At 66.3% G+C, this 20084-nt stretch carries 20 protein-coding genes and 1 tRNA gene; 15 read left to right on the top strand and 6 right to left on the bottom strand.

All coding sequences use genetic code 11. The features are described from left to right. Window positions 1-45: 45 nt before the first annotated feature. A complete protein-coding gene (locus RM555_RS01595) occupies window positions 46-342 on the bottom strand; it encodes a hypothetical protein (RefSeq protein WP_311410052.1) in 297 nt (98 codons plus the stop codon). Between the two features lie 351 nt (window positions 343-693). On the opposite strand from RM555_RS01595, the gene RM555_RS01590 reads away from it, so the two are divergent. Beyond that, entirely contained in the window at window positions 694-1422 is a 729-nt protein-coding gene (locus RM555_RS01590; RefSeq protein ID WP_311410051.1) for an LPXTG cell wall anchor domain-containing protein, read from the top strand. A gap of 999 nt (window positions 1423-2421) precedes the next feature. Beyond that, complete coding sequence (locus RM555_RS01585) at window positions 2422-2847, top strand: integrase (RefSeq protein ID WP_311410050.1); 426 nt, start codon at window positions 2422-2424, stop codon at window positions 2845-2847. Window positions 2848-3171: 324 nt separating this feature from the next. Here RM555_RS01585 and RM555_RS01580 read toward each other — a convergent pair whose 3' ends face one another. The 3 genes from RM555_RS01580 to RM555_RS30930 form a co-directional block, all read right to left on the bottom strand. Further along, complete coding sequence (locus tag RM555_RS01580; protein ID WP_311410049.1) at window positions 3172-3492, bottom strand: hypothetical protein; 321 nt, start codon at window positions 3490-3492, stop codon at window positions 3172-3174. A 364-nt stretch (window positions 3493-3856) separates the two neighbouring features. Further along, on the bottom strand, window positions 3857-6919 hold the full coding sequence (locus RM555_RS01575) for an NACHT domain-containing protein (RefSeq protein WP_311410048.1): 3063 nt from the start codon (window positions 6917-6919) through the stop codon (window positions 3857-3859). Window positions 6920-7052: 133 nt separating this feature from the next. Further along, on the bottom strand, window positions 7053-7478 hold the full coding sequence (locus RM555_RS30930) for a GntR family transcriptional regulator (protein WP_396888653.1): 426 nt from the start codon (window positions 7476-7478) through the stop codon (window positions 7053-7055). A gap of 550 nt (window positions 7479-8028) precedes the next feature. Between RM555_RS30930 and RM555_RS01570 the strand changes: the two genes are divergently transcribed. From RM555_RS01570 to RM555_RS01555, 4 genes are all read left to right on the top strand, one after another. After that, window positions 8029-8361 (top strand): hypothetical protein, encoded by a 333-nt coding sequence (locus tag RM555_RS01570; RefSeq protein WP_311410047.1) that lies wholly within the window; start codon window positions 8029-8031, stop codon window positions 8359-8361. Further along, the gene (locus tag RM555_RS01565) at window positions 8354-8695 is read left to right on the top strand and encodes a precorrin-4 C11-methyltransferase (protein WP_311410046.1); all 342 of its coding nucleotides are present in this window, start codon (window positions 8354-8356) and stop codon (window positions 8693-8695) included. The genes RM555_RS01570 and RM555_RS01565 overlap by 8 nt, the downstream gene beginning before the upstream one ends. Before the next feature lie 158 nt (window positions 8696-8853). Beyond that, window positions 8854-9666, top strand: a complete 813-nt coding sequence (locus tag RM555_RS01560) for a GntR family transcriptional regulator (RefSeq protein ID WP_311410045.1) — start codon at window positions 8854-8856, stop codon at window positions 9664-9666. Further along, complete coding sequence (locus RM555_RS01555; RefSeq protein ID WP_311410044.1) at window positions 9654-10430, top strand: glycosyltransferase family 2 protein; 777 nt, start codon at window positions 9654-9656, stop codon at window positions 10428-10430. The genes RM555_RS01560 and RM555_RS01555 overlap by 13 nt, the downstream gene beginning before the upstream one ends. On the opposite strand, the gene RM555_RS01550 is transcribed toward RM555_RS01555, so the two are convergent. Then, entirely contained in the window at window positions 10414-10863 is a 450-nt protein-coding gene (locus tag RM555_RS01550; RefSeq protein ID WP_311410043.1) for a hypothetical protein, read from the bottom strand. The genes RM555_RS01555 and RM555_RS01550 overlap by 17 nt on opposite strands. A 1041-nt stretch (window positions 10864-11904) precedes the next feature. Between RM555_RS01550 and RM555_RS01545 the strand changes: the two genes are divergently transcribed. The 8 genes from RM555_RS01545 to RM555_RS01510 all read left to right on the top strand — a co-directional run bounded on the left by RM555_RS01545 (window position 11905) and on the right by RM555_RS01510 (window position 18426). After that, window positions 11905-12300, top strand: a complete 396-nt coding sequence (locus tag RM555_RS01545; protein ID WP_151453817.1) for a transcriptional regulator — start codon at window positions 11905-11907, stop codon at window positions 12298-12300. 301 nt (window positions 12301-12601) lie between these two features. Beyond that, window positions 12602-14194: an FtsK/SpoIIIE domain-containing protein gene (locus tag RM555_RS01540; protein ID WP_311410107.1), complete on the top strand. Its 1593-nt coding sequence runs from the start codon at window positions 12602-12604 to the stop codon at window positions 14192-14194. Beyond that, window positions 14191-14445 (top strand): hypothetical protein, encoded by a 255-nt coding sequence (locus RM555_RS01535; RefSeq protein WP_151453819.1) that lies wholly within the window; start codon window positions 14191-14193, stop codon window positions 14443-14445. The genes RM555_RS01540 and RM555_RS01535 overlap by 4 nt, the downstream gene beginning before the upstream one ends. Window positions 14446-14450: 5 nt before the next feature. Then, a complete protein-coding gene (locus RM555_RS01530; protein WP_311410042.1) occupies window positions 14451-14642 on the top strand; it encodes a hypothetical protein in 192 nt (63 codons plus the stop codon). Further along, entirely contained in the window at window positions 14639-15211 is a 573-nt protein-coding gene (locus tag RM555_RS01525; protein ID WP_311410041.1) for a DUF2637 domain-containing protein, read from the top strand. Before RM555_RS01530 ends, RM555_RS01525 begins: the two co-directional genes overlap by 4 nt. After that, on the top strand, window positions 15208-17034 hold the full coding sequence (locus RM555_RS01520; protein WP_311410040.1) for a replication initiator: 1827 nt from the start codon (window positions 15208-15210) through the stop codon (window positions 17032-17034). Before RM555_RS01525 ends, RM555_RS01520 begins: the two co-directional genes overlap by 4 nt. After that, window positions 17027-17197 (top strand): helix-turn-helix domain-containing protein, encoded by a 171-nt coding sequence (locus tag RM555_RS01515; RefSeq protein WP_311410039.1) that lies wholly within the window; start codon window positions 17027-17029, stop codon window positions 17195-17197. The genes RM555_RS01520 and RM555_RS01515 overlap by 8 nt, the downstream gene beginning before the upstream one ends. After that, a complete protein-coding gene (locus RM555_RS01510; protein ID WP_311410038.1) occupies window positions 17197-18426 on the top strand; it encodes a tyrosine-type recombinase/integrase in 1230 nt (409 codons plus the stop codon). The genes RM555_RS01515 and RM555_RS01510 overlap by 1 nt, the downstream gene beginning before the upstream one ends. A gap of 91 nt (window positions 18427-18517) precedes the next feature. Here RM555_RS01510 and RM555_RS01505 read toward each other — a convergent pair. Further along, window positions 18518-18591 (bottom strand) — tRNA-Gly (locus RM555_RS01505). 453 nt (window positions 18592-19044) lie between these two features. Between RM555_RS01505 and RM555_RS01500 the strand changes: the two genes are divergently transcribed. Beyond that, the gene (locus RM555_RS01500; RefSeq protein ID WP_311410037.1) at window positions 19045-20031 is read left to right on the top strand and encodes a zinc metalloprotease; all 987 of its coding nucleotides are present in this window, start codon (window positions 19045-19047) and stop codon (window positions 20029-20031) included. The last annotated feature ends 53 nt before the right edge of the window (window positions 20032-20084 follow it).

Here is a 20084-nt window from a genome sequence, read left to right as displayed (position 1 = left end):
GCCGTTTGGTTGCGTTCGTGCCCACGCGACCGACCAATCCTCTGGCTACTGGCCCGTGGATGGCCCATCAAAATCAGCCTGGCGCTCGGCCTGCCAGTTGGCGTGTCCCTTCAGCAGGTAACCGGTCCAGTAGATCGCGAACAGGATCAGGAAGCACGTGAAGAACACCCCCGAGACGATGCTCGCAATGACGAGTGCCTCCCTGCCGTCAGACAGTCCGTGTGCGGCAAATCCGGCGAGACCCAGAAAAAAGAAGATGACCATGTAGATAGGCAGCGCCGGGCTGTCAGCCGGGTGAGGAACGCGAGGCAACCATGGGGCGTGAGAGTCTTTGTCGATCACGCTGTGAGTATCGAGGACCCTGGCGGTGGGAGCTAGCGGATCTCCTCGCCGCGCAGTCGTGGACCGTCCGATGCCGACCGGAGGTCGCCGGCCAGCGATGCCCGGGGCTGATCGCACGCGACGAGATTGTCTGCCTTGGAACGCCGAAGGCCGGGGGCCTTCGCCCTTGAGCAGTGACCGCTCGTCGTACAGGCGCTCATTGCGCAGTCCAGTACGTCAACCATCCTCGGGCGAGGCCTCATCTGGTCGGAAGCCCTGGGCACCCTCGACGACATCAATCCCATCTTGCTTTTCCGCCCACCGACGGTAGTATCTCCATGTTTTGGCCTGAAACGGGGGAGGAAGACGCACATGCGATGGAAGATACGGGCTGGCGTCCTAATGGCGCTGGTCTTTCTGATTCCGGCGGCACCGGCGGTGGCCCAAACCGAATCGACCGGGCTGAACGAGGCCTGCCAAACGGTCGAGCGCAAGGTGTACAAGGATATCCGCGAGCTTGTCACCATCGACCTGGATACCGCCACCGATGTAGAGGTGCGGGTTTTGGCCAACCAGATCCTGGCCGCAGCGAAAGCCGATTCGTTGCCCGTTCTGCCTCGTGTAATGCAGGAGCGGCTGGACGGCACTGCGGACGATCTGCGGGCATTCCTCAAGGCGGACGTGCAGAAAGCCTGGTCAACGGCTCTGCGGATCACGGTGGTCCGGACGTTGACGGGCGCTGGCGCCAACGTGAAGGCGGCCGCGCAGAGGGCGCTCGACGACGGGACCGTCGATGTCTACCTGGCTTACCTGAACAACGGCCTGTACGCCGCACGTGCGCTTGACTGCGCGTCTCAGCCCACGCCGACAGCAACGGCTCAGCCCACACCTGCACCGAGCGTCACGCCCAGCGCCACGACGACCGTTGCACCGCCCCCTGCTTCCTCCTCCAGCCCGGGCGCCCCTGGCGGCGAGGGCGGTGGGCTGCCCGTGACCGGTGCCGACACCGCGACCCTGGCCGGCATTGGCGGTGCGCTCCTGCTCCTCGGCGGCGCTGGCTACCTGATCGGACGCCGACGCCGTTCCCGCTTCGCGGCATAGCTCGCTCGACGCGCCCAGCTCGATGCCTGGTCGGGCTGGGCGCGCAGGGATGGTGCCAGACGGCATCCCCTGGAAACCTGTGGGATCACTGCCCTCCCCCAGTGGCCGTGAGCGGCTCGTCGACGTCGAACTACGCCGTTGGCAGAGCTTCCATCGGGCCACACCCTCGTAACCGTCACCCAACGCACGAGGGCAGGATTCGCGGCCTGGTCCGTGGGTTGATCCCGGCATCCGAGGCCGAACCGCGCTTGGTCGGCCGGCTGGTCAAGGGCCATGAGTGCGTCGCGGAAGCGCTCGCCACAGCCGCCGCTTCCTCGACGCGGGAGCCCTGATCCCCCGGACCGGCAGTATGGAAGAGCGTGCTCAAGCGGTCGTGATGCCGAGATGCCTGCTGGCGAAAGGAAGCCGGCCCGGTTGCGGCTCGTGCCCGCCCGTGACCGCCGGCCCGTTGGGTACTGGCCCATGGACGGGGATGTCTACATCTTCTTCATCACTGGCAGCAGTGAGAGCGCCCTGCTTCGGGTTGCCTCTGAGGTGGCAGCCCTCGACCGGGTGCCTGTTGGTGCCTTTGCGATGGTCACAGACGACGAAGCAGAGGGAGTTTGGGATGGGCCGGCGCGTAGCGCTGCCGTTGTCCCCACCATCAGCTAGTTAGCGGAAACGGCGGTCGCTGTGGATCTCCTTGCCAGGCAGCCGGCAGACCGGCCAGCCTCCCGGGCGAAGGTGGCCGCCAGTCTGCCCCCAAGTCCCGGACAGGTGCCAAAGACTGCGTCGCCGGTCGGGGCCAAGGGTGGCCGTAGGCCATCGGCGTGCCGACGCGCAGCGCACCTGATGCCCGACACGATCGTTGAGAGGCGTCGCGGAGGCCCTCACGGCCGCGATAGGGGCGCGCATCGCGCATGAGCGTGCGCGTCAGGCGACTCGACCGGCGCCAGGTGCCGCAGGAAATACCTTGGCGGGCAACGGCGGAGCGGGGAAGATCGACCGTGAGGTGACCAGGTGCGGACGCGACTGCGGCAGATGCGAATCGGCGCACGAATCTTCGTGTGGCGCGCGGAGATCCGGCACGTGCTGGGCAGCCGTGATTGTCACCGGTGCATCCGGCTGCGGGTGTGGGGCGCTGGAAAGACGAGCCAGGCACTCCAGGCGGATCTGCTCTCGGTCGCCTGGCCCGCGCCGTGGGGGGCATGCACCACCGACGGCACCTATCCGACGCCGGCCGACGTACGAGCCGTCATCAGATATGCCTTGGAGCACGGGTGGCAGCCCGAGAGGCAAGGCGGAACGTTCGTGCTGACCGAGCACGAGCACGGATCCGTGTTCAGCTTGCCCGATTTCCTTCTGACCGACCGACTACGGACGCCCGAGAGCGCCGATCCCACGGCCCGAGTGATCCGCGCCTACGAGCTTCGTCAGGAAGCATGACTGTCTTCTGACTCTGCCTGATCTTCGAGCTGAGCGCGTCGGCGATGTGCTCGTCACGCTCGCGGGCGGTGTGGCTGGTAGATCATCGCGGCTCAGGTCGAGGCGTGCGCAAGAAGCGAGAGCAACGAATGAGGCCCCAGCCAAGAAACCTGTCCTGAGCTGGGGCCTCACGTTGGAGCGGGTGACGGGAATCGAACCCGCACTGTCAGCTTGGGAATTGCCGATGGGCGGCAGGTAGCGGGGCCGGCGGCCTGGTCACGGCGGTCCCTGGTGGCCTGGGTTGACCCCGGTTGTCCTGGCCCAATGGCACGCTAATGGCACGGGCTACCCGTCCTCGAACGGCTCGTCATGCCACCGGAAGCCGGCCTCGTCATCCTCAATGCTCAACAGGAACTCGGCCACCTGGCGACCATCCGGTTGGGTCATCGTGACGGCGGCCCGTACGGCGTCGTAGGCCCGGTCCATCGCCGCATCGTCCTCTCCGTCGACGGCCGCGTTCCAGGCGGCGAAGAGGGGACGCAGTGGCTCGAACCCCGGCAGCGGGCGGAATCGGCCGTACGTCCACGGGAAGTCATGGCTCTGCTCGTCGATCTCGCCGACCAGCTCGCCCCGGTGGTACAGCCGCCACACCCTGCCCGCGTCCACCGCGACAGCGTAGGCGGCACTGGTGGGGTCAGATCCGGTGCGGTGTGGGTGACTCAGGAGGACCGAGGGCAAGCCGGCGCAGCCGGCGCGGCAGCCGATCGCCAGAAGCTCGACGGCGGCCAGCCACCCTGGCGATCGTCACGGCCTGGTCCCGATCGTCGCTCTCTAGCCGATGCGGGCGCGGCAGCCCGTCGGCTGTCGGCGGCTTCCCGCCCCGGCGTCGTAGACGGCCGGGGCGGATTGCCGCCGGACGGGACCACCGCGCCCGCACCGCGCGCAGCGCGGTGCCTTGATTCAAGAGAGCGGAATTCGGCAAGAAAACCGATCCGTGCCGATCCACGCCCCGATCAGTACCTGATTGAGTTCACTTGGGGACTAAAGTCCCCGGCTTTGACCTCTGCCTTGGTGGCCCCACTCTGCAGGGTGCGATCACCGAGGTTCGGGTTCGAAGAACTCGCTCGTCCATGGCCAGCAGTCGCCTAAACGGGTTTGACAGCATTCGCTCTCGCCGGGAAATAACTCTATTCATTACGACTATGAGCAGTAGCGCGACAGCGCTGGAGGATAGCGTGATCAGCGGATACGGCCCCTGCGACAGCGCATAAATGAACGCAATAGGGATCCCGACGAGAATAGTCAAGACACAGAATACGGAAACTGGCACCAGCCCATACTCGGGCAACTTACTGAATCGCCCATTCATAAAAGTGGACAGCTTTCCTTTGCTGTCACCTTCAACCAACAGCCATACACTTACTATCAAAAGAATAAGGCAGCCAATCAACGAGAGGCAGACCCAGCGCGGCCAAAAAGTTGATAAACCTAGAGCAGACCCGCCAACCATCGCGAAGCCCACCAGAAAAACCGCAGCCACAAGCGCAAAGGTCAGGACTGCATTGATTTTCTCAAGGGCTACAGGCGCACTTACCGGCTTCCTAACCTCTCGCCATTCCTTCTCGGTGGCTCGCTGGGGGTCGATCAAGAGTCCACACACTGCCTCCACTACAACTTGAACGGGCAGCCCTTCTAGCAGCTGTCGATGGACCTGGCCGACGTTATGGGCAGCGAAGAATTTATCACTAATACTCCTTGCAGCATCCGGATTTTCCTGCTGGAGTTCACGCAGCCGCTCTTCTGGGTGGCGTCGATAACGAAACATTTGGGATCCGTCGCGCGGGGACGGCAGCAGCTTATTGACCTCCGCAGTGATGGATTCGAATTCAGCCATGCTGACCTTACTCGAATATATCCCACGAATTGCCAATGGCAGCGATACACGCGGGTCCACGGGAGAGTGGCGGCGCTTCGGAATATCCTCAGGGTCAGAACGGTCAATTAGCAGAGCTGTCCGACCCATGATGGCTGCAAGCGATTGCCTACCAGTCCCCTCCTTGACGAACGGCGCCCAAACCCAGTCGTATATCTCAGCACTCGCTCGCCCCTTCGAATCGGCGGATGCTAACTCCTCTTCTACATCCGGGATGTCTGTCAGTTCCGCCAATCGCCAAGCGGCACGCTTGGCTTCGGGACCTTCTTGCCACACGATCTCTGCTAGAGCGGCAGCCGCCGACGGCGTTCCGACTGCGGCAATATCGTCAACCGCGTCGAGCGACCCCGCCATTGCCCGCTCAGTAAGAATCGGCACCGCTTGCTCGCCCATTGACCGAAGAGCAGAGCGCGCTGATCTTGATGTGGAAGATTGGTCGCTAATAATCTCTATTGCTCGTCGCGATCTTGTTGCGGCCAAAGCGTGAAGGGCGCTGATACGAAGGCCAGGCACCTTGGACTTGGTCGCGTCCTCCAAGCGCTGGAAGAGTCGGCTCCCCCTAGGGCCTGGATCTGCCGCCACGGCTCCTAGCGCTGCCACCACCAGGTGACTCTTGTCATTAATGTCGAAGAGTTTACCCTCGAAATGATCTAGGATTTCCTGAGCTAATGCGTCGTCCACCTGACGCGCCTCTGCGAGGCATTCAAGCGCAAGCACATCATCAATTTCGAAGATGCTGCGAAGCAGTCCGGTTACATCACGATGAACGCCGCCACACCAGAGCTTAACCGTCTCTCGCCATCGATTGGGATTGCCAACGTAGAGCTTGAGTAGCTGATCGGCGTCGTCCACTAATTCCATAGCAGCTAGGTACTCTTGTAGAGTCAGGTGCGGGAACTCGTAGAGCAAATTACCTTCGTCTACCTTGACAAGCAATCCACTTCTAGCTTCGATCTCAGACAGCATCTTTGGCGCATGTTCGGCCTCTAGATTGAACCGGGAAAGCACAAGGGTAATTTGAGTTATTAGCTCTTGTTCAAAGATCGCCCGCTTATCGACTCCAGGCGCCATTGCGCCTTGGGCAGAAAAGGCGATAACTTTAAGTGCAGCCAACTTGTGCCCGGCCTTATATGCCGCAATCTCCCCATGTCGCCCCAGGTCCCTGTCGCGTCTAAGTAGATGCCATACCGCCATCTCATAGAATTCACTTCGCGAGCTAGTCAGGACTGGCCCTATTCCTCGGTCGGCGTCTTGCAGCGACGCTATCATCGTTAACAACAGCGGGCTTCTCGCCAGGATCAGAAGTGAAGGGCTTGCTCGAAGGGAGGCCATCAACTGTTCTACTTCGTGGCGAATATCCGCAGCTTCTGACTTGTGCAGCATCCAAAGCCTGAGAAACCGCCGAATCGCAGCATCGTCGAATCCGGCCACTCTGACTTCGTGAGCGAATACGGGTCGAAGATCACCGTCATACACGGCATCCCGGCACGTAACAATAAACTGACACTCCGGATAACTCTCTGCGAGACTCTCAATCTCATCTACCACCTCGGAGCGCTTCTCGGTCAGTACCTCGTCAAGCCCATCGAAGAACAAGCTGAGGGTGCCCTCTTCGAGTGCCTGAGGGAGGAAACGCTCGGGCTTTACGACGCCATTGCGCCGCAAGGTTGCGGTTACCAGGTCGAGTAACGATTCTCGACCATTGTTACGGCGAAAGAGTTCCACGAGAACAGGAATTCGATCATGATCCGTTGGGTCGATTGACCATTTCACCATTGAATTCTTCAAGAGCATTGACTTGCCAGCACCAGCGGCACCTAAAATGACCGTCCGTGGTCGACTGCGAATATCTTCATAGATATCAGCTCGCGCGCCACTTTCCTCGTACTGCAAAGGAACGTAAATATCGCTTATGCGGACAGAGGAGTTCTGCAGAAATCCCAATGGCGTGAGGTCATAGTGCGATGATACCGAATCACGGTAGCGCCTCAGTTCGCGCCGCCGCATTCCCTTTCGCCGACTCCTCAACGCGAACGGCCAAAACCGTTGTCCGGCATGCTTCAAGCCTTCTGAAAAGAAAACCTTCGCGCCCCAAATCAATATCGCTAGTGCGGCTAGACCGATGGTCGCGTATTCAAACCCGGCAGGCAGCTTCGGCACTCGGACCGCCTTTACAACTCAGAGTAATGGCAAGTCCACAGATGGTACTGTAGGTGGCCGAACAGTGGGAAGACCCCTGATAGATCGCCTAGGTCATGCAGCCCTCGGGTCCTCCACGCCTGCTTGCGATCGGTCAGCTAGGCCAACTGTCAAGCACAGTAAAAGTACTGGTAACAGATCGCACCTTCGTGTCTTCGAACTCAATCAGACGGACCTCTAGCAGTCTGGTTCCAACTGGAACGTCGAACAGTCGCGCTAGTTCCTCTGTCGCACCGATAGTTCGCTGCTCGCCGCCACCGGGATGGAGTCCCGGGTTCGAAGTCAACTCGCTCGCGATCAAGACGGACGTGCCACGGCCATGCTCTGTAGCCACAACACCCTCCTCCCGCAGGATGGAGACTGCCTTTCGGATCGTGCCCCTGCTGGCCCTGTACTCACTACAAAGGACCTGTTCAGCGGGGAGCAGGCTACCGGGTGTGAAGGATCCGCTTCCAATCCGCGCCCTGATGTCATCGGCTATCGCCCGATACCTGGGCTTTCCGACGAGAGGCTTCGACACTCAGACACCGTACCTGGCACTTGTCTTACCAAGTGACGACCAAGAGGTCCGTTCGGCATGTAGACAACTCGTCCACTTGTAGGTACGTTTCCGATTGTGCGGCCAGGGTGACGGCTCGTGTCAGGGGTGGTCTAGCGCCGGGCCTGGTCGCACCTAATGCGCGGCGTCCTGTCGGACCGGTTGCGGTAGCCGCGCGTACAAGTTGGCTCGGCGATACCCGACCCGTCCAGCGTCGGACGGTGCGCCGTGCCCTCATCCGGGCCGGTGGCCGGCTGCATTCCCCCGCGGCTGGCCACCGGTCCCCGCCTACCTGTGGAGGTGCGATGTCCGGCTCCCATCGTCGGCGCCGCTGGTTCTCGTTCTGGTGGTCCTGGAGACGCCCGCGGACCCGGGCGGCCGGCTCCATCGCCTTGTCGAGTTCACGCCCGGCTTCTGTCTCGCCCTCGCATCGGTGGCCCTCGGGAGCGACGCGGGAACTGCCCGCGCTGCGGTACGCGCCACCGATGACGCGGGCGCAGCTCTACCGGGGCAACGGTGGGCGGTGGCCGCGGTGAGCCGCACGAGCAAGCCGGTCGACGTCACACGCCACCCGGACTGGTGTGCCCCGGATCGCTGCGGGCATCTGGTGCCACCGCTGATGGCGCACATGGCCCGGCGTCACCGCGGCCCGATGTACCGGGTCGGCGACACCCGAGCGAGCGGCCACATCGTCACGTACCTCATCGGTGCAGACGCCACGGCGCCCCTGATCGCGGTTCACGCGACGTGCCGGGCCGGGATGGGCTGGGCGGAGTTGCCGTTGCCGCAGGTTGCCCAACTGGTCGAGCATCTCCGCAGGCTCCTGAAGCAAGCTGGCGGCCAGCAGGGGGCCGACGATGAGTGACGACGAACCCATGACGGAACGTCAGCCGTCGTTGATCGAGCCGGTCGTATGCCCGATGTGGTGCCGGGGCTGCGGACCAAACGACCCGATGCACCGGGGCTTGCCGTCCACCATCGGGCGGGAGCGGACCGGCTGGGTCACCGTTCAGCTGCTCGTCGACCGGTTCGCGCGCCGGGACCTGGCCGTGAAGCTCGACGCGACCCGCCACGGCGCAACGCAGACCGTGCTCATGTCGCCGGCACAGGTGGACCGGCTCATTGACGAGCTGACGCGAGCCCGCCTGGAGATGCTGGCACCGATTGGCCGACACGAACGGGCAGGGGAGACACGGTGAACTCCAACAGCCGGCGGGGCGTAGCGGCTCCTCGTACTCCCGGCCCTCGCCGCACGCAGTCACCGCGAGTGGCGGTACCGGTCTCTCCGGTTCCCGAGCGGCCCGCTGGCGGAACCACCTGGCAGACGTTGCAACGTCTAGGAGGTACGGTAGCCGGTGTGCAAAGCCGGGACTGGCGCCCTCGTTACCTGCAACTCGCTGAGGAGTTGCGGGCGAAGATCATGAGCGGTGAGCTGCCACCGGGCATTCTGATGCCGAGCGAAACCGAGCTGGCCGACTCGTCCGGCCTCTCCCGCACCAGCGTCCGCAACGCCATCCGGCAGCTCCGGGAATGGGGCCTCGTCCGGGCGGAGCAGGGGCGCGGCACCTACGTGCGAGCACCCCGCCAACGCGTACGCCGTCGCAACACCGAGCGATACCAGTGGGAGAAGGACCGGGTCCTGCTCGACGAGGCCGAGCGGCTGAAGACCGGCGCCACCGAGCACGACACCGGCCTAACCGTCGACGACCTCAAATTCCACGCCGAATACTCCCAGGTAAACGCCGACGAGGAGATGGCAGCGGCTCTGCGCGTCGACCTGGGTACGCCGCTGCTGCGCCGGGTCTACTGGACGTCCTCCCGGCACGAGAACGCGCCGCTGACGGTGTCGTACTCCTACCTGCCGTACGACCTGGTGGCTGAGAACCCGGACCTGCTCGACGAGGGCAAGGAACCGTGGCCGGGCGGCACGCAGCATCAGCTCTACACCCTCGGCATCGAGCTGGACCGGATCGACGACGAGATCCGCGCGCGTCCGCCGTCGCCCGATGAGGCCGAGCTGCTGGACATCGACCCGGGCGTCTCCGTGCTCACCGTGCGCAAGACCTCGGTCGACACCTCCGGCCGGGTCGTCGAGGTCGCCGACGTGGTGATGCCGGGTGACCGCACCGAGCTTGTCTACTCCCACAAACTCCAGCGGTGGAAAACTTGACGCAGCTCGTCTCGGTCATCACCCCGGTCCACGCGCCCAGCATCGAGTACCTGGCTGGCGCCTACGAGTCGTTGGCCAAGCAGGAGATGCCCGCCGGCTGGGACTGGCAATGGCTCGTCCAAGAGGACGGGCAGACCGGCGCCTTGGTCAACGCGCTGCCTGAGGATCCTCGGATTAGTCACGGCACCGGCCGTCCCGGCGGGCCTGGTGTTGCCCGCACCCTCGCGCTTTCCCGCGTCTCCGGGCAGCTCATCAAGGTCTTGGACGCTGACGACCAGTTAACCCCCGGCGCGCTCGCCCGGGACATCGCCGCGTTCGCCGCGCACCCGCAGATCGGTTGGGCTACCTCGCGGGTGCTCGATCTGCTGCCCGACGGGTCGACGGCCGGGTGGGACAAGGATCCGGCCGGTGGGGTCGTCGACCGCGGTGCTGTCCTGTCCTTTTGGCAGGCGAACGGCTATCGGGCGTCGGTGCATCCGGCGACGCTGTGTCTGCGGCGGGATCTCGTCTTCGCCCTAGGCGGCTGGATGGCTCTGCCCGCCTCCGAGGACACCGGCCTCCTACTCGCCGCCAACGCCGTCAGCCCGGGCTACTTCACCCGCGAATACGGCCTGCTCTACCGCAAGTGGCCCGGCCAGGTCACCAGCCAGCCTGCGCACCGGGAACCTGCTGAGTACCAGGGACGGATGAAGATCATCGAGGCCAGAGCCAACGCCCTGGCCTCGATGCTGCCTCACGGGTTGCCGCTCACGCCTCCGGCGTAGCCTCGTGCCCCGGTATCCCGTGGGTGCGCCGCCGCTCCTTCATCTCCGCCTCGTAGATGTGCCGCCGTCCGCCGGCTAGCTTCTCCCGCGCTTCGCGCTCGACTTCCTGGAACGTGGCGTAGTAGCCGTCGTCGAACTCTTCCATGATCTGGAACGTCCACCGCCCGGGTAGCACGTTGCGCCCCAACAGCTCGTGCTCGACCCGGTCGGCCACCTCGTCGTGCCCGGCCTCGCGGAGCAGCTTCACCACTCGGTCAAGGGTGAGGTCCGCGCCGCCGACGAGCTGGTGTGCCGAGTACAGATGGCCCCGCACCCGGTGGATCGTCTCCAGCGCCTTGCTCAGCTCGCCCAGGGCTTCGACAGTTGTGTCATCCACACCCACCGGCCGCGAGTGGCCTTCATCGACAGCCTGGCTCCCCTGCGTATCCGCCATGGTGATGCCTATACCCAGCCGTGAGAGCTCAAAGCGTGGGTTCAGGAGTGCATTACGCGAAAGGTGCAGCTACAGGAGATTTCAGTCGCGGTCAAGGAGCCACGCGGCGCACCAAAGCACACCGTCCCAAGATCAGAAATTCTGCGTCAATTAGAGGGGTGTCGCTTGCAGTTATTACCACCCGCATGTCTATGATTCTTTCCGAGTCAGATTCGACCGACCCGCGACGCGCAACCAGTCCGGTCGCCTCCTCAAAATGGGGGCGATCCGTTCATGTCGCCGCGAGGAGGTGGAGTATGACTAGGTCCCCCAAGAGGCCCCGAGCCCGCAAGATGCGGAGTCGGGTCCGCAGGAACGATGCCTGCTGGCGTCGCCGCGTGCTGGGCGCGCTTAGCTGGTTTTTCAAGATCAGCGCGCCCATACTGGCGTCGCTGATCATGGAATCGTTCAGGGATGGGGATGGGGGCCGGCCTACCTAGTAGTTAGGTAGGCCGACCTCCAACGGGCTCCCGCCTTTCGCTTCCTACGGCACGGCGGGGGCCCGTTCCTGCATGGAAACCTCTCGCTCGTCACGACAGGCCACCACATCTTCGGTGGAAGCCTCATGCGTTGAACGTTCAACGCACCTCAACTTCCAAACCTCAGCTTATGGAAGTTCACTCTACACACGTCACACATGGCTTTCTTAGCACGCCACACTTGCAGTATCTACTGATCTACTGAGTTACTGGCCCTGTTGCAGCTTTCCGATCATCAGTCTGATCGCGCAACCGAGTCGCTGGATTCGCATCCCAGCTTCCGTACACGCAATCCGTGATGCCGCCAGCAACTCTGCTTGCAGGCAAGCTTGCTAGCAAGCCCGCCTCCTTGCAAGCTCCGCCGTCACTCGGGGCGTAGCTGAGGGTAGCTACCAAAGGGTCTGCGCAGACGATCGCTCACGCGCTATGGGCACGCCTGCAAAGGTTGTTGACTTGTCTGCCAAGTGCCATCTACCTTGGAGTCTCAACTTGGCAGACATGCCAACAACCTGGAGGTTGAGCGATGGCTCTGCGTGGCGGTACGAGGTTCGCCGTGCGTTGTGAGGACGTGTTCCCGGCGGGATGCGCCCTGGTGCCCGAGTCTCTGGGCGAGGTCGAGGACTACGACGAGAAGACCGGCCGGCGTAGCCCGGCGAAGGACAAGCTGACCGGCCAGCGGGTGTGGCAGGTCCGGGTGATGGACCTGGACCCGGAGCTTGGCAAGCGGTCGCGGGAGACGACGGTGAAGATCTCGGCGGACTACCAGCCGGTTCCGCCGACGGGGGCGCCGTTCGAGGCGGTGGAGTTCGAGGGCATGACGGTCACGCCGTACGTGTCGAACAACGGTCGGATGGCGTACTCGCTGCGGGCGACCGGGATGCGTGCCCCGGCGGGCGTGGCCGGCAAGGCGGCGGCGTAGCCGCATCTGGTGGGGGCGGGGCTGTCAGGTCTTGGCGGACGGCAGCCCCGCCCTCTGTCTCTTCCCCCTGCTCTGTCGAGAGAGGTAGTGACATGTCCAAGCGTAGGCGTTCGCCTGCCCCGGCCCGGCCTCGGTGCGGCGTCTGTCAGTCCCGGTTCGACCCGACCGGCGGCGCGGCTGACCGCTGCCCGCTCTGCGCCGGGCAGCTCGTTCTTCCCCTTCCTGCGGTCCGCGATGCGGCGGGTCGATTCGTGTCGCTGCGGGGTGCGCGATGATGCGCCGGCCCCGTGGCGGGGTAGTGATGGTGACCGCCGGGGATCTGATGGTGGTCCGGCCGAAGCGGTTCAAGCTGCCGATGTGGGCCGTCGTTATCGGCCTGGTGCTGCGCTGGCTCGCCCAGGGCTGCTGGTGGTGCCTGCGTCACCCGGTCACCGTGGGCCTGGCCGTGCTCGCCGTCTTCCTCTACATCGAGTACGGCTGGGCGGGTCTGGTCGTGCCGCTGGTCCTGGCGTCGGCGGTGTCGGCCGTGTGGCGGTGGCGCGATGAGGCGTCCTGGTGGCGGTGGTGCGCCGGGCCGCTGCTCGGCCGGTTCCGTCAGGTCTTCGTGTACCGACGCGCGTGGGGTGAGGCCATGACCCTGTGCGGCCTCGCCGAGACGTACGACCATCAGGCCGTCTTTCCCGAGCTGCTGCGCGTGCGCTCGGATCAGGCTCTCGACGTGCTGACCATCCGCATGGTCCGCGGGCAAACCCCGGCCGACTTTCAGAAGGTCACGGCGAACCTCGCGTACGCCTTCGGCCGGCGGCACGCCCGGGTCTACTCCGAGCGGCCCGACAACCCGCCGACCCGGACCGGCTATTGGTCGCTGGTGCTGGGGTGGGTGGACCGGGTGCGGTTCCGGGACCGGCCGACCGTGGTCTACCTGGTGATCGTCCGCACCGATGCCCTGCGGCCGGTGGTGGCACCGTTCGATGCTCCGGCCGTCCCGGACTTCACCGCGCTGCCGCTGGCTCGGCGGGAAGACCTGGGCACCTGGACCCTGCACCTGCTCGCCACGCACGTCCTCATCGGCGGGGCCACCCGGTCCGGCAAGGGCTCGGTGCTGTGGTCGCTGGTCCGCTCGCTGGCTGGCGGCATCACCTCCGGCCTGGTGCGGCTCTGGGTGATCGACCCCAAGGGCGGGATGGAGTTCGCCATGGGTCGGCCGATGTTCGCCCGGTTCGCCTGCAAGTCGTTCGAGGCCATGGCGGACCTGCTCGACGAGGCCGTGACGGTGATGCGGGAACGTCAGACCCGGCTCGCCGGCACGGTCCGGGTGCACACCCCGACCGAAGCTGACCCCCTGGTCGTGGTCGTCGTCGACGAGATGGCCGCGCTCACCGCGTACCTGCAAGACGCCGACCTGCGCAAGCGCATCGCCGGCTCGCTCGGGTTGCTCCTGTCCCAGGGTGCCGGGGTCGGCGTCCTGGTCGTGGCCGCGTTGCAGGACCCGCGCAAGGAGGTGCTGCCGTTCCGGGACCTGTTTCCGACCCGCATCGTGCTCGGACTCACTGAGGCGGCACAGGTCGACCTCGTGTTGGGCGAGGGTGCCCGTAACCGGGGCGCGCTGGCCGACCAGATGCCCCGCTGGGCCAAGGGCGTCGGGTACGTGATCCTCGACGGCACCCCCGAACCGATGCGCGTCCGCTTCTCGTACATCAGCGACGACGACATCCGCGACATGGCGCGGCAGTACCCGGCGCCGGTCGACGCGGCGGACATCCTCGCCCAGGTCGGCCGCGAGTCGGCCCCGGAACCGGTGCGCCCTCCGCTGCCCCGCAAACCGTCCGGGCCGCTGCTGCCCGATGCGCTGCGCAACCTGCTCGACCGGGACAGCGGAGGTGAGCCGCGGTGACCGCCACCCCGAACGGCCGCCGCTTCTACCGGCTCCGCACCCCCGAACCGACTACCGCCGTCTCCGTCCGGGTCGACCCCGAACGGCCCGACCCGTACCCGGTCTATCTGGCGGTCGGTGCGGGCCGGCGACGGATGTCCCTGACCCCCGACGAGGCGTGGGCGCTGTGGCGCTGCCTCTCCGAAGCGGTCGCCACGCTCGGCACCCCTCCCGACTACATCCGCACCGACATCCGACCGGCCAGGAGGTAACCGCCATGAACACCCTCACCCGCCTCATCAACCGGTTCCGGCGTCCGCTGCGCATCCAACTCGTCGGCCCCGCCGACCAGACCGCCGCCGCCCTGCACGGCCTGGCGCAGATGGTCAACCGCCGCCGCGACATGAACGACCGGCGCATCCGCATCGACGTCACCATCCGCGAAAAGCCGTTGGAGGAGTGGCGATGACCGAGCGCACCGAATCCGCCGTACGCCTGGTGATCCTGCTCGCCATCGGCACGATGGCCGGCGCCGCCGCCTTCACCCACGTCCACGACCTGTCCGTGGCCCACGGCCAACCACACTGGATCGGCTGGGCCAACGCCGTAGCCGTCGAACTGATGGCGATCTACCTCGGCCTCGAACTCCGCGCCCGCCGCCGTGCCCGCCGCCCGGTCGGCCTGGTCGCCTCGCTGCTCGTCGCGTTCGCGCTGCTGTCCCTCGCCGCCCAGGTCGCCGAAGCGGAACCCTCCGTGTGGGGCTGGATCGTGGCGGCCGTGCCGTCCCTGGCCTTCCTCGCCCTGGTCAAGGTCGTCCTCTCCAACGCCCCGGCCACCCCGCCCGCTCCTGAACCGGACCAACCCCAGACCGACTGGTACGACGAGCCACAGCCCGTCGAACCGCCGCCGGCCCCGGTGATGCCGCCGGCATCAGTAATGCCGACTACTCCGATGATGCCGCCGGCATCAGCCGCGGTCCGGCCTCCGCTCGGCGTCGTCCAGCCCAACCGGCCCCAGGTTGTCGGGATCATCCGATGACCGCTCCAACCCTGCCCGGCCTCGAACCTGCCCCGACCCCGGCTGCTGCTCCTCGGCCGGGGTCGCGGGCGGCCCGCATGGCACTACCCCGCTCGGTCGACGTCCTCAAAGAGATCGCCGCCGAGTACGGCGTCTGCGTTCGCCCCCTGGCCATGCGCCGCACCGACCTCGACACCGGCCTGACCGAGGTCATCGACCTGCCCTGCGGGGCGACCCGCGAAGACAAGTGCGGGCCGTGCGCGAAGAAGAACCGCCGGCTGCGGCAGGCCCAGATCCGGGAGGGCTGGCACCGCGACGACGAGCCGCTACCCGGCCCGGAACCCGCGACCGAGGAACAGAAGGCGCTGATCCTGCTCCGGGCACACTTCGAGTTCGCCCGGGACGAAGCCTGCCGGGCCAGCCAGTACGACCAGGTCGCCGACCTCGACGAGGCCATCCGCGAGGTAGAGGAAGCCATCGCGGCGGAAGGGCTGCGCGGGCGTGTCGGGCCTCCCCACGGCAGCGCCGACGAGGACTCCGACGACGAGCCGGGCCGTCGGCGCAAGCGCTCCACCCGGCGGCGCCAGGATGCCCCCGACTTGCCCCGGCGCAAGGTCGAGCGGCGCACCGTCGGCAAGATCTACACCGCCCCCGACGGCTCGACCTTTAGACCGTCCATGTGGCTCACGCTCACCCTCGACTCCTATGGGCCGGTCCGCCCCGACGGCACCCCGGTCAACCCCGACCGGTACGACTACCGTCGCGCCGCCTGGGACGCCGTGCACTTCCCCCGGCTGCTTGACCGGTTCTGGCAGAACCTCCGCCGCTGTGAGGGCTGGAACGTCCAGTACGCCGGCTGCGTCGAGCCCCAACGCCGACTCGCCCCACACGCCCACTTCGCCATCCGCGGCACCATCCCCCGCGACGTCCTGCGCACGGTGGCGGCAGCGACGTACCACCAGGTGTGGTGGCCCTCGGTCGACGTCCAGCGGTACACCCTCGACCGGCTGCCGGTCTGGGACGAGCAGGCGACGGCATGGGTCGACCCCGACACGCACGAGCCGCTGACCACGTGGACGGAAGCACTCGACGCCATCGACGACGACCCGGACGCCGAACCTGTGCACGTGGTCCGCTTCGGCTCCCAGGTCGACGCCCGCGGCGTCATGCCCGGCACCGCCGACGCTGAGCGGACCATCCGGTACGTCACGAAGTACATCACCAAGCACACCGGCGACTGCCACAAGGCGACCACCGACCGTCAGCGCAAGCACCTCGACCGGCTCTGGCAGCAACTCCAGCTGACCCCGTGCACGGACCGTTGTGCGAACTGGCTGCTGTACGGCGTCCAGCCGAAGAAGGTGCACGCGAGGCTCAAGCCGGGCCGGTGCAAGGGCAAGGTCCACCAGCGGGACACCCTCGGCATTGGCGGCCGGCGCATCCTCATCTCCCGCGAATGGTCCGGCAAGACCCTCGCCGACCACAAACACGACGCGCGGGCCTGGGTGCGTGCCCTGCTCGGCGCCACCACCGACAGCGGCGCGGCCGGCGAGACCGGGCAGCTCGTCGACGACCAGGGCGCCACCGCCGAACGGGTCCGGCACGCCTGGGAACTCGCCCGCCCCGACGACCCCGACGTGGGACCCCTGTCCCACCGGCTCATGCGCTCGATCAGCGAACGCGCCCGCTGGCGGACCGAACTGCTCGCCGCCAAGGACCGGGCCGCGCAGGGGTCCTCAGATCTTTCGGCAACTCAGCACAGCGCACAGCACCACGGGGAGGATGACAACAGTGGACGAGGTTCTGACCACCGAGCAAGCGGCGGCCCGGATCAACATGAGTGAGCGCTACATCCGCCGGCTGGTCGCCGAGCGGCGCATTCCGTTCCACAAGCTCGGCCGCAGCGTCCGCATCAAGGCCGTCGACCTAGCCGCGCACGTCGAGTCCGGCCGAGTCGAGCCGCTGACCGCCTCGGGCGTGTGGCGTGACCTCCAGCGGGTGGCGTGATGGCGAACAAGGAAGGCCACCGCCGGTTCGGCAGCGTCCGCAAGCTGCCATCGGGGCGCTATCAGGCGCGGTACCTCGGCCCGGACGGGCAGATGCGCAACGCGCCGGAGACGTTCGCCAGGAAGTCCGACGCGGACCGGTATCTCACGCTGGTCGAGGCGCAGATTGCCCGGCACGAGTGGACCGACCCGGAGCGCGCAAAGGTCAAGCTTGCCGCCTACGCCCGACGCTGGATCGACCAACGGCCGAACCTGCGACCCCGGACCGTGCACCTGTACGGGTGGCTACTCGACAAGCACGTGGTGCCGTACCTCGGTGGGGTGGAGCTGGGTCGGCTGGACACCCCAATGGTCCGCGACTGGCGGGCGGATCTGCTCGGCAACGGTGTCTCGGTGAGCATGGCGGCCAAGGCGTACCGGCTGCTGCGGGCGGTGCTGATGACTGCGGTCAAGGAAGACGCGATCCTGCCCCGTAACCCGTGCCGCATCCCGGGCGCGGATCAGGAGAAGCCTGCGGAACGGCCGGTGCTCACGCTCGCCCAGGTCTTCAAGCTGGCGGACATCGTGCCGCCCCGGTACCGCGCCCTGGTCCTCGTTACCACCTTCGGCTGTCTGCGCTGGGGGGAGGTTGCCGCACTGCAACGGCAGGACGTCGACACCGTGGCGGGCACGATCCGGGTACGGCAGGCGTACACCGAGCAGCGCGGGATCGGCCTGGTGCTCGGGCCGCCGAAATCCCGGGCCGGCCGGCGCACGATCACCCTGCCCCCGGCGGTCGTCGAGGTCGTCCGTGACCACCTGGCCGCTGAGGTCGACGACAACCCGGACGCGTTCGTGTTCACCACCGAGAGCGGGCGCCCGATCTGGCGGGGCAACCTCAACAAGCTCATCGCCTGGAAGGCGAACGTCTCCCGGATCGGTCAGCCGAACCTGCACTTCCACGACCTCCGGCACACCGGGAACACCCTCGCCGCCCAGACCGGGGCCAGCACCCGGGACCTGATGGCCCGGATGGGGCACGACTCGCCACAGGCCGCGTTGATCTATCAGCACGCGACGGCGGAAGCTGACCGCGCCATCGCCCAGGCGCTGCACGAGGCGGTGCGCGCGGACCGGAAGAAGGCCAGGAAGGCAACCGGCGGCAAGGACAAGAGCGGGAAGAAGGCCGGCGGGAAGAAGGGCAAGAAGCGGCCGACCGACCTGGACGGGACCGGCGGCGGGCAGGGCTAATGGCACGCCAATGGCACGGCGCATGATCGTTGACCTTGAAACCTCGAAGGCCCTGGCTCGGGACTCGCGTCCTCACCAGGGCCTTCGTGCATGGAGCGGGTGACGGGAATCGAACCCGCACTGTCAGCTTGGGAAGCTGATGTTCTGCCATTGAACTACACCCGCAGGCGGCACCACTGTACCTGAGTCGTCACGCCGGTGCACCCAGGTACCCCTCCGACACCACCGGCGCCGCGATCTTGGCAGCTAACGGCCCTCGGAAGGGCCTGAACTTACCAAGATCGCGCCGTGCCACCGCCCGCCACACCAGCCACGCCACCACCTACTCACGACAATCCGCCACCCGCAGTCACGCCACCGCGCACCTCGCCACCCTCGTTCACGCCACCGCCCGCCGCGTGGCCCGACGTACCCGATCCGCGCGCCGTGGTCCCGATCCGGACCGCGAATCGCGTCCCGCGTCAAGCAACGTCGATGCGCGCCCAGCCGCTGCCAGGAAAATTCCACCGCGCCAACATATGGCCATTCTCAAATTCATCGATGGGTTGTAACGTCTGCCCAACGTTCCAGTCACGGCGTGACATACCCCCTGTCGCGCCGCCAGAAAGAGGTGGGCCCATGGGACTCCGTCCCAACCTGCTGACCCGGCGTACGGCCGGCGTCGCGTCGACGACCCTCGCGCTGCTGCTCAGCACCGCCGCCGTGGGTGTCGTACCGGCCGCTTCGGCCTTCTCCGCCGCCCCGACCGAGGTCTGCGTCGAGCCGGCCGACGTCCACTCGGACGCCCGCGTCAAGCCGGGCAGCGGTGCCGAGCACGAGCCGAACGAGCTGACCCTCGCGGAGACCCGCGAGCGCGAGGCCGACATGGCCGCCGCGCTGCGCGAGCGGGCCCGGTTCCGTGCCGGCGCCGGCGCCTCCACGATGGCCGCCGCCGTCACCATCCCGGTGGTGGTGCACGTGATCCAGGAGAACAGCACCCGGGCCGGCGGCAACATCCCCGACTCGATGGTCAACTCCCAGATCAACGTGCTGAACCAGTCGTTCAGCGGGGCGACCGGCGGCGCGTCCACCGCGTTCAGCTTCCAGCTTCAGAAGATCAACCGGGTGACGAACCCGTCCTGGTACCCGATCGTGCAGGGCTCGTCGGCGGAGCGGTCGATGAAGACCTCGCTGCGTACGGGCGGCAAGAACACCCTCAACATCTACCTGGGCGAGCTGAGCGACAGCCTGCTCGGCTGGGCGACCTTCCCGACCCGCAAGCTCAACAGCATGGACGGCGTCGTCGTGCTGAGCGAGTCGCTGCCGGGCGGCACCGCCACCAACTACAACCAGGGCGACACGGGCACCCACGAGGTCGGCCACTGGCTGAACCTCTACCACACCTTCCAGGGCGGCTGCTCCGGTTCGGGTGACAGCGTCAGCGACACGGCGGCCGAGGCATCCCCGGCCTACCAGTGCCCGACCGGGCGGGACACCTGCACCGCCCCGGGCACCGACCCGATTACCAACTTCATGGACTACACGTACGACTCCTGCATGCACCAGTTCACCGCCGGGCAGGCCAGCCGCATGCTGACCGCCTGGAACGCGTACCGCGCGGCGTAGTTCCGCCGTACGACTCGACCGGTGCCGGCCTCGCTCGACGGGGCCGGCACCGG

Source organism: Micromonospora reichwaldensis, assembly GCF_031845925.1.
GTDB classification, from domain to species: domain Bacteria; phylum Actinomycetota; class Actinomycetes; order Mycobacteriales; family Micromonosporaceae; genus Micromonospora; species Micromonospora reichwaldensis.
Note: the sequence above shows the minus strand (reverse complement) of the source record. Positions and strands in the feature narration are given on the sequence as shown.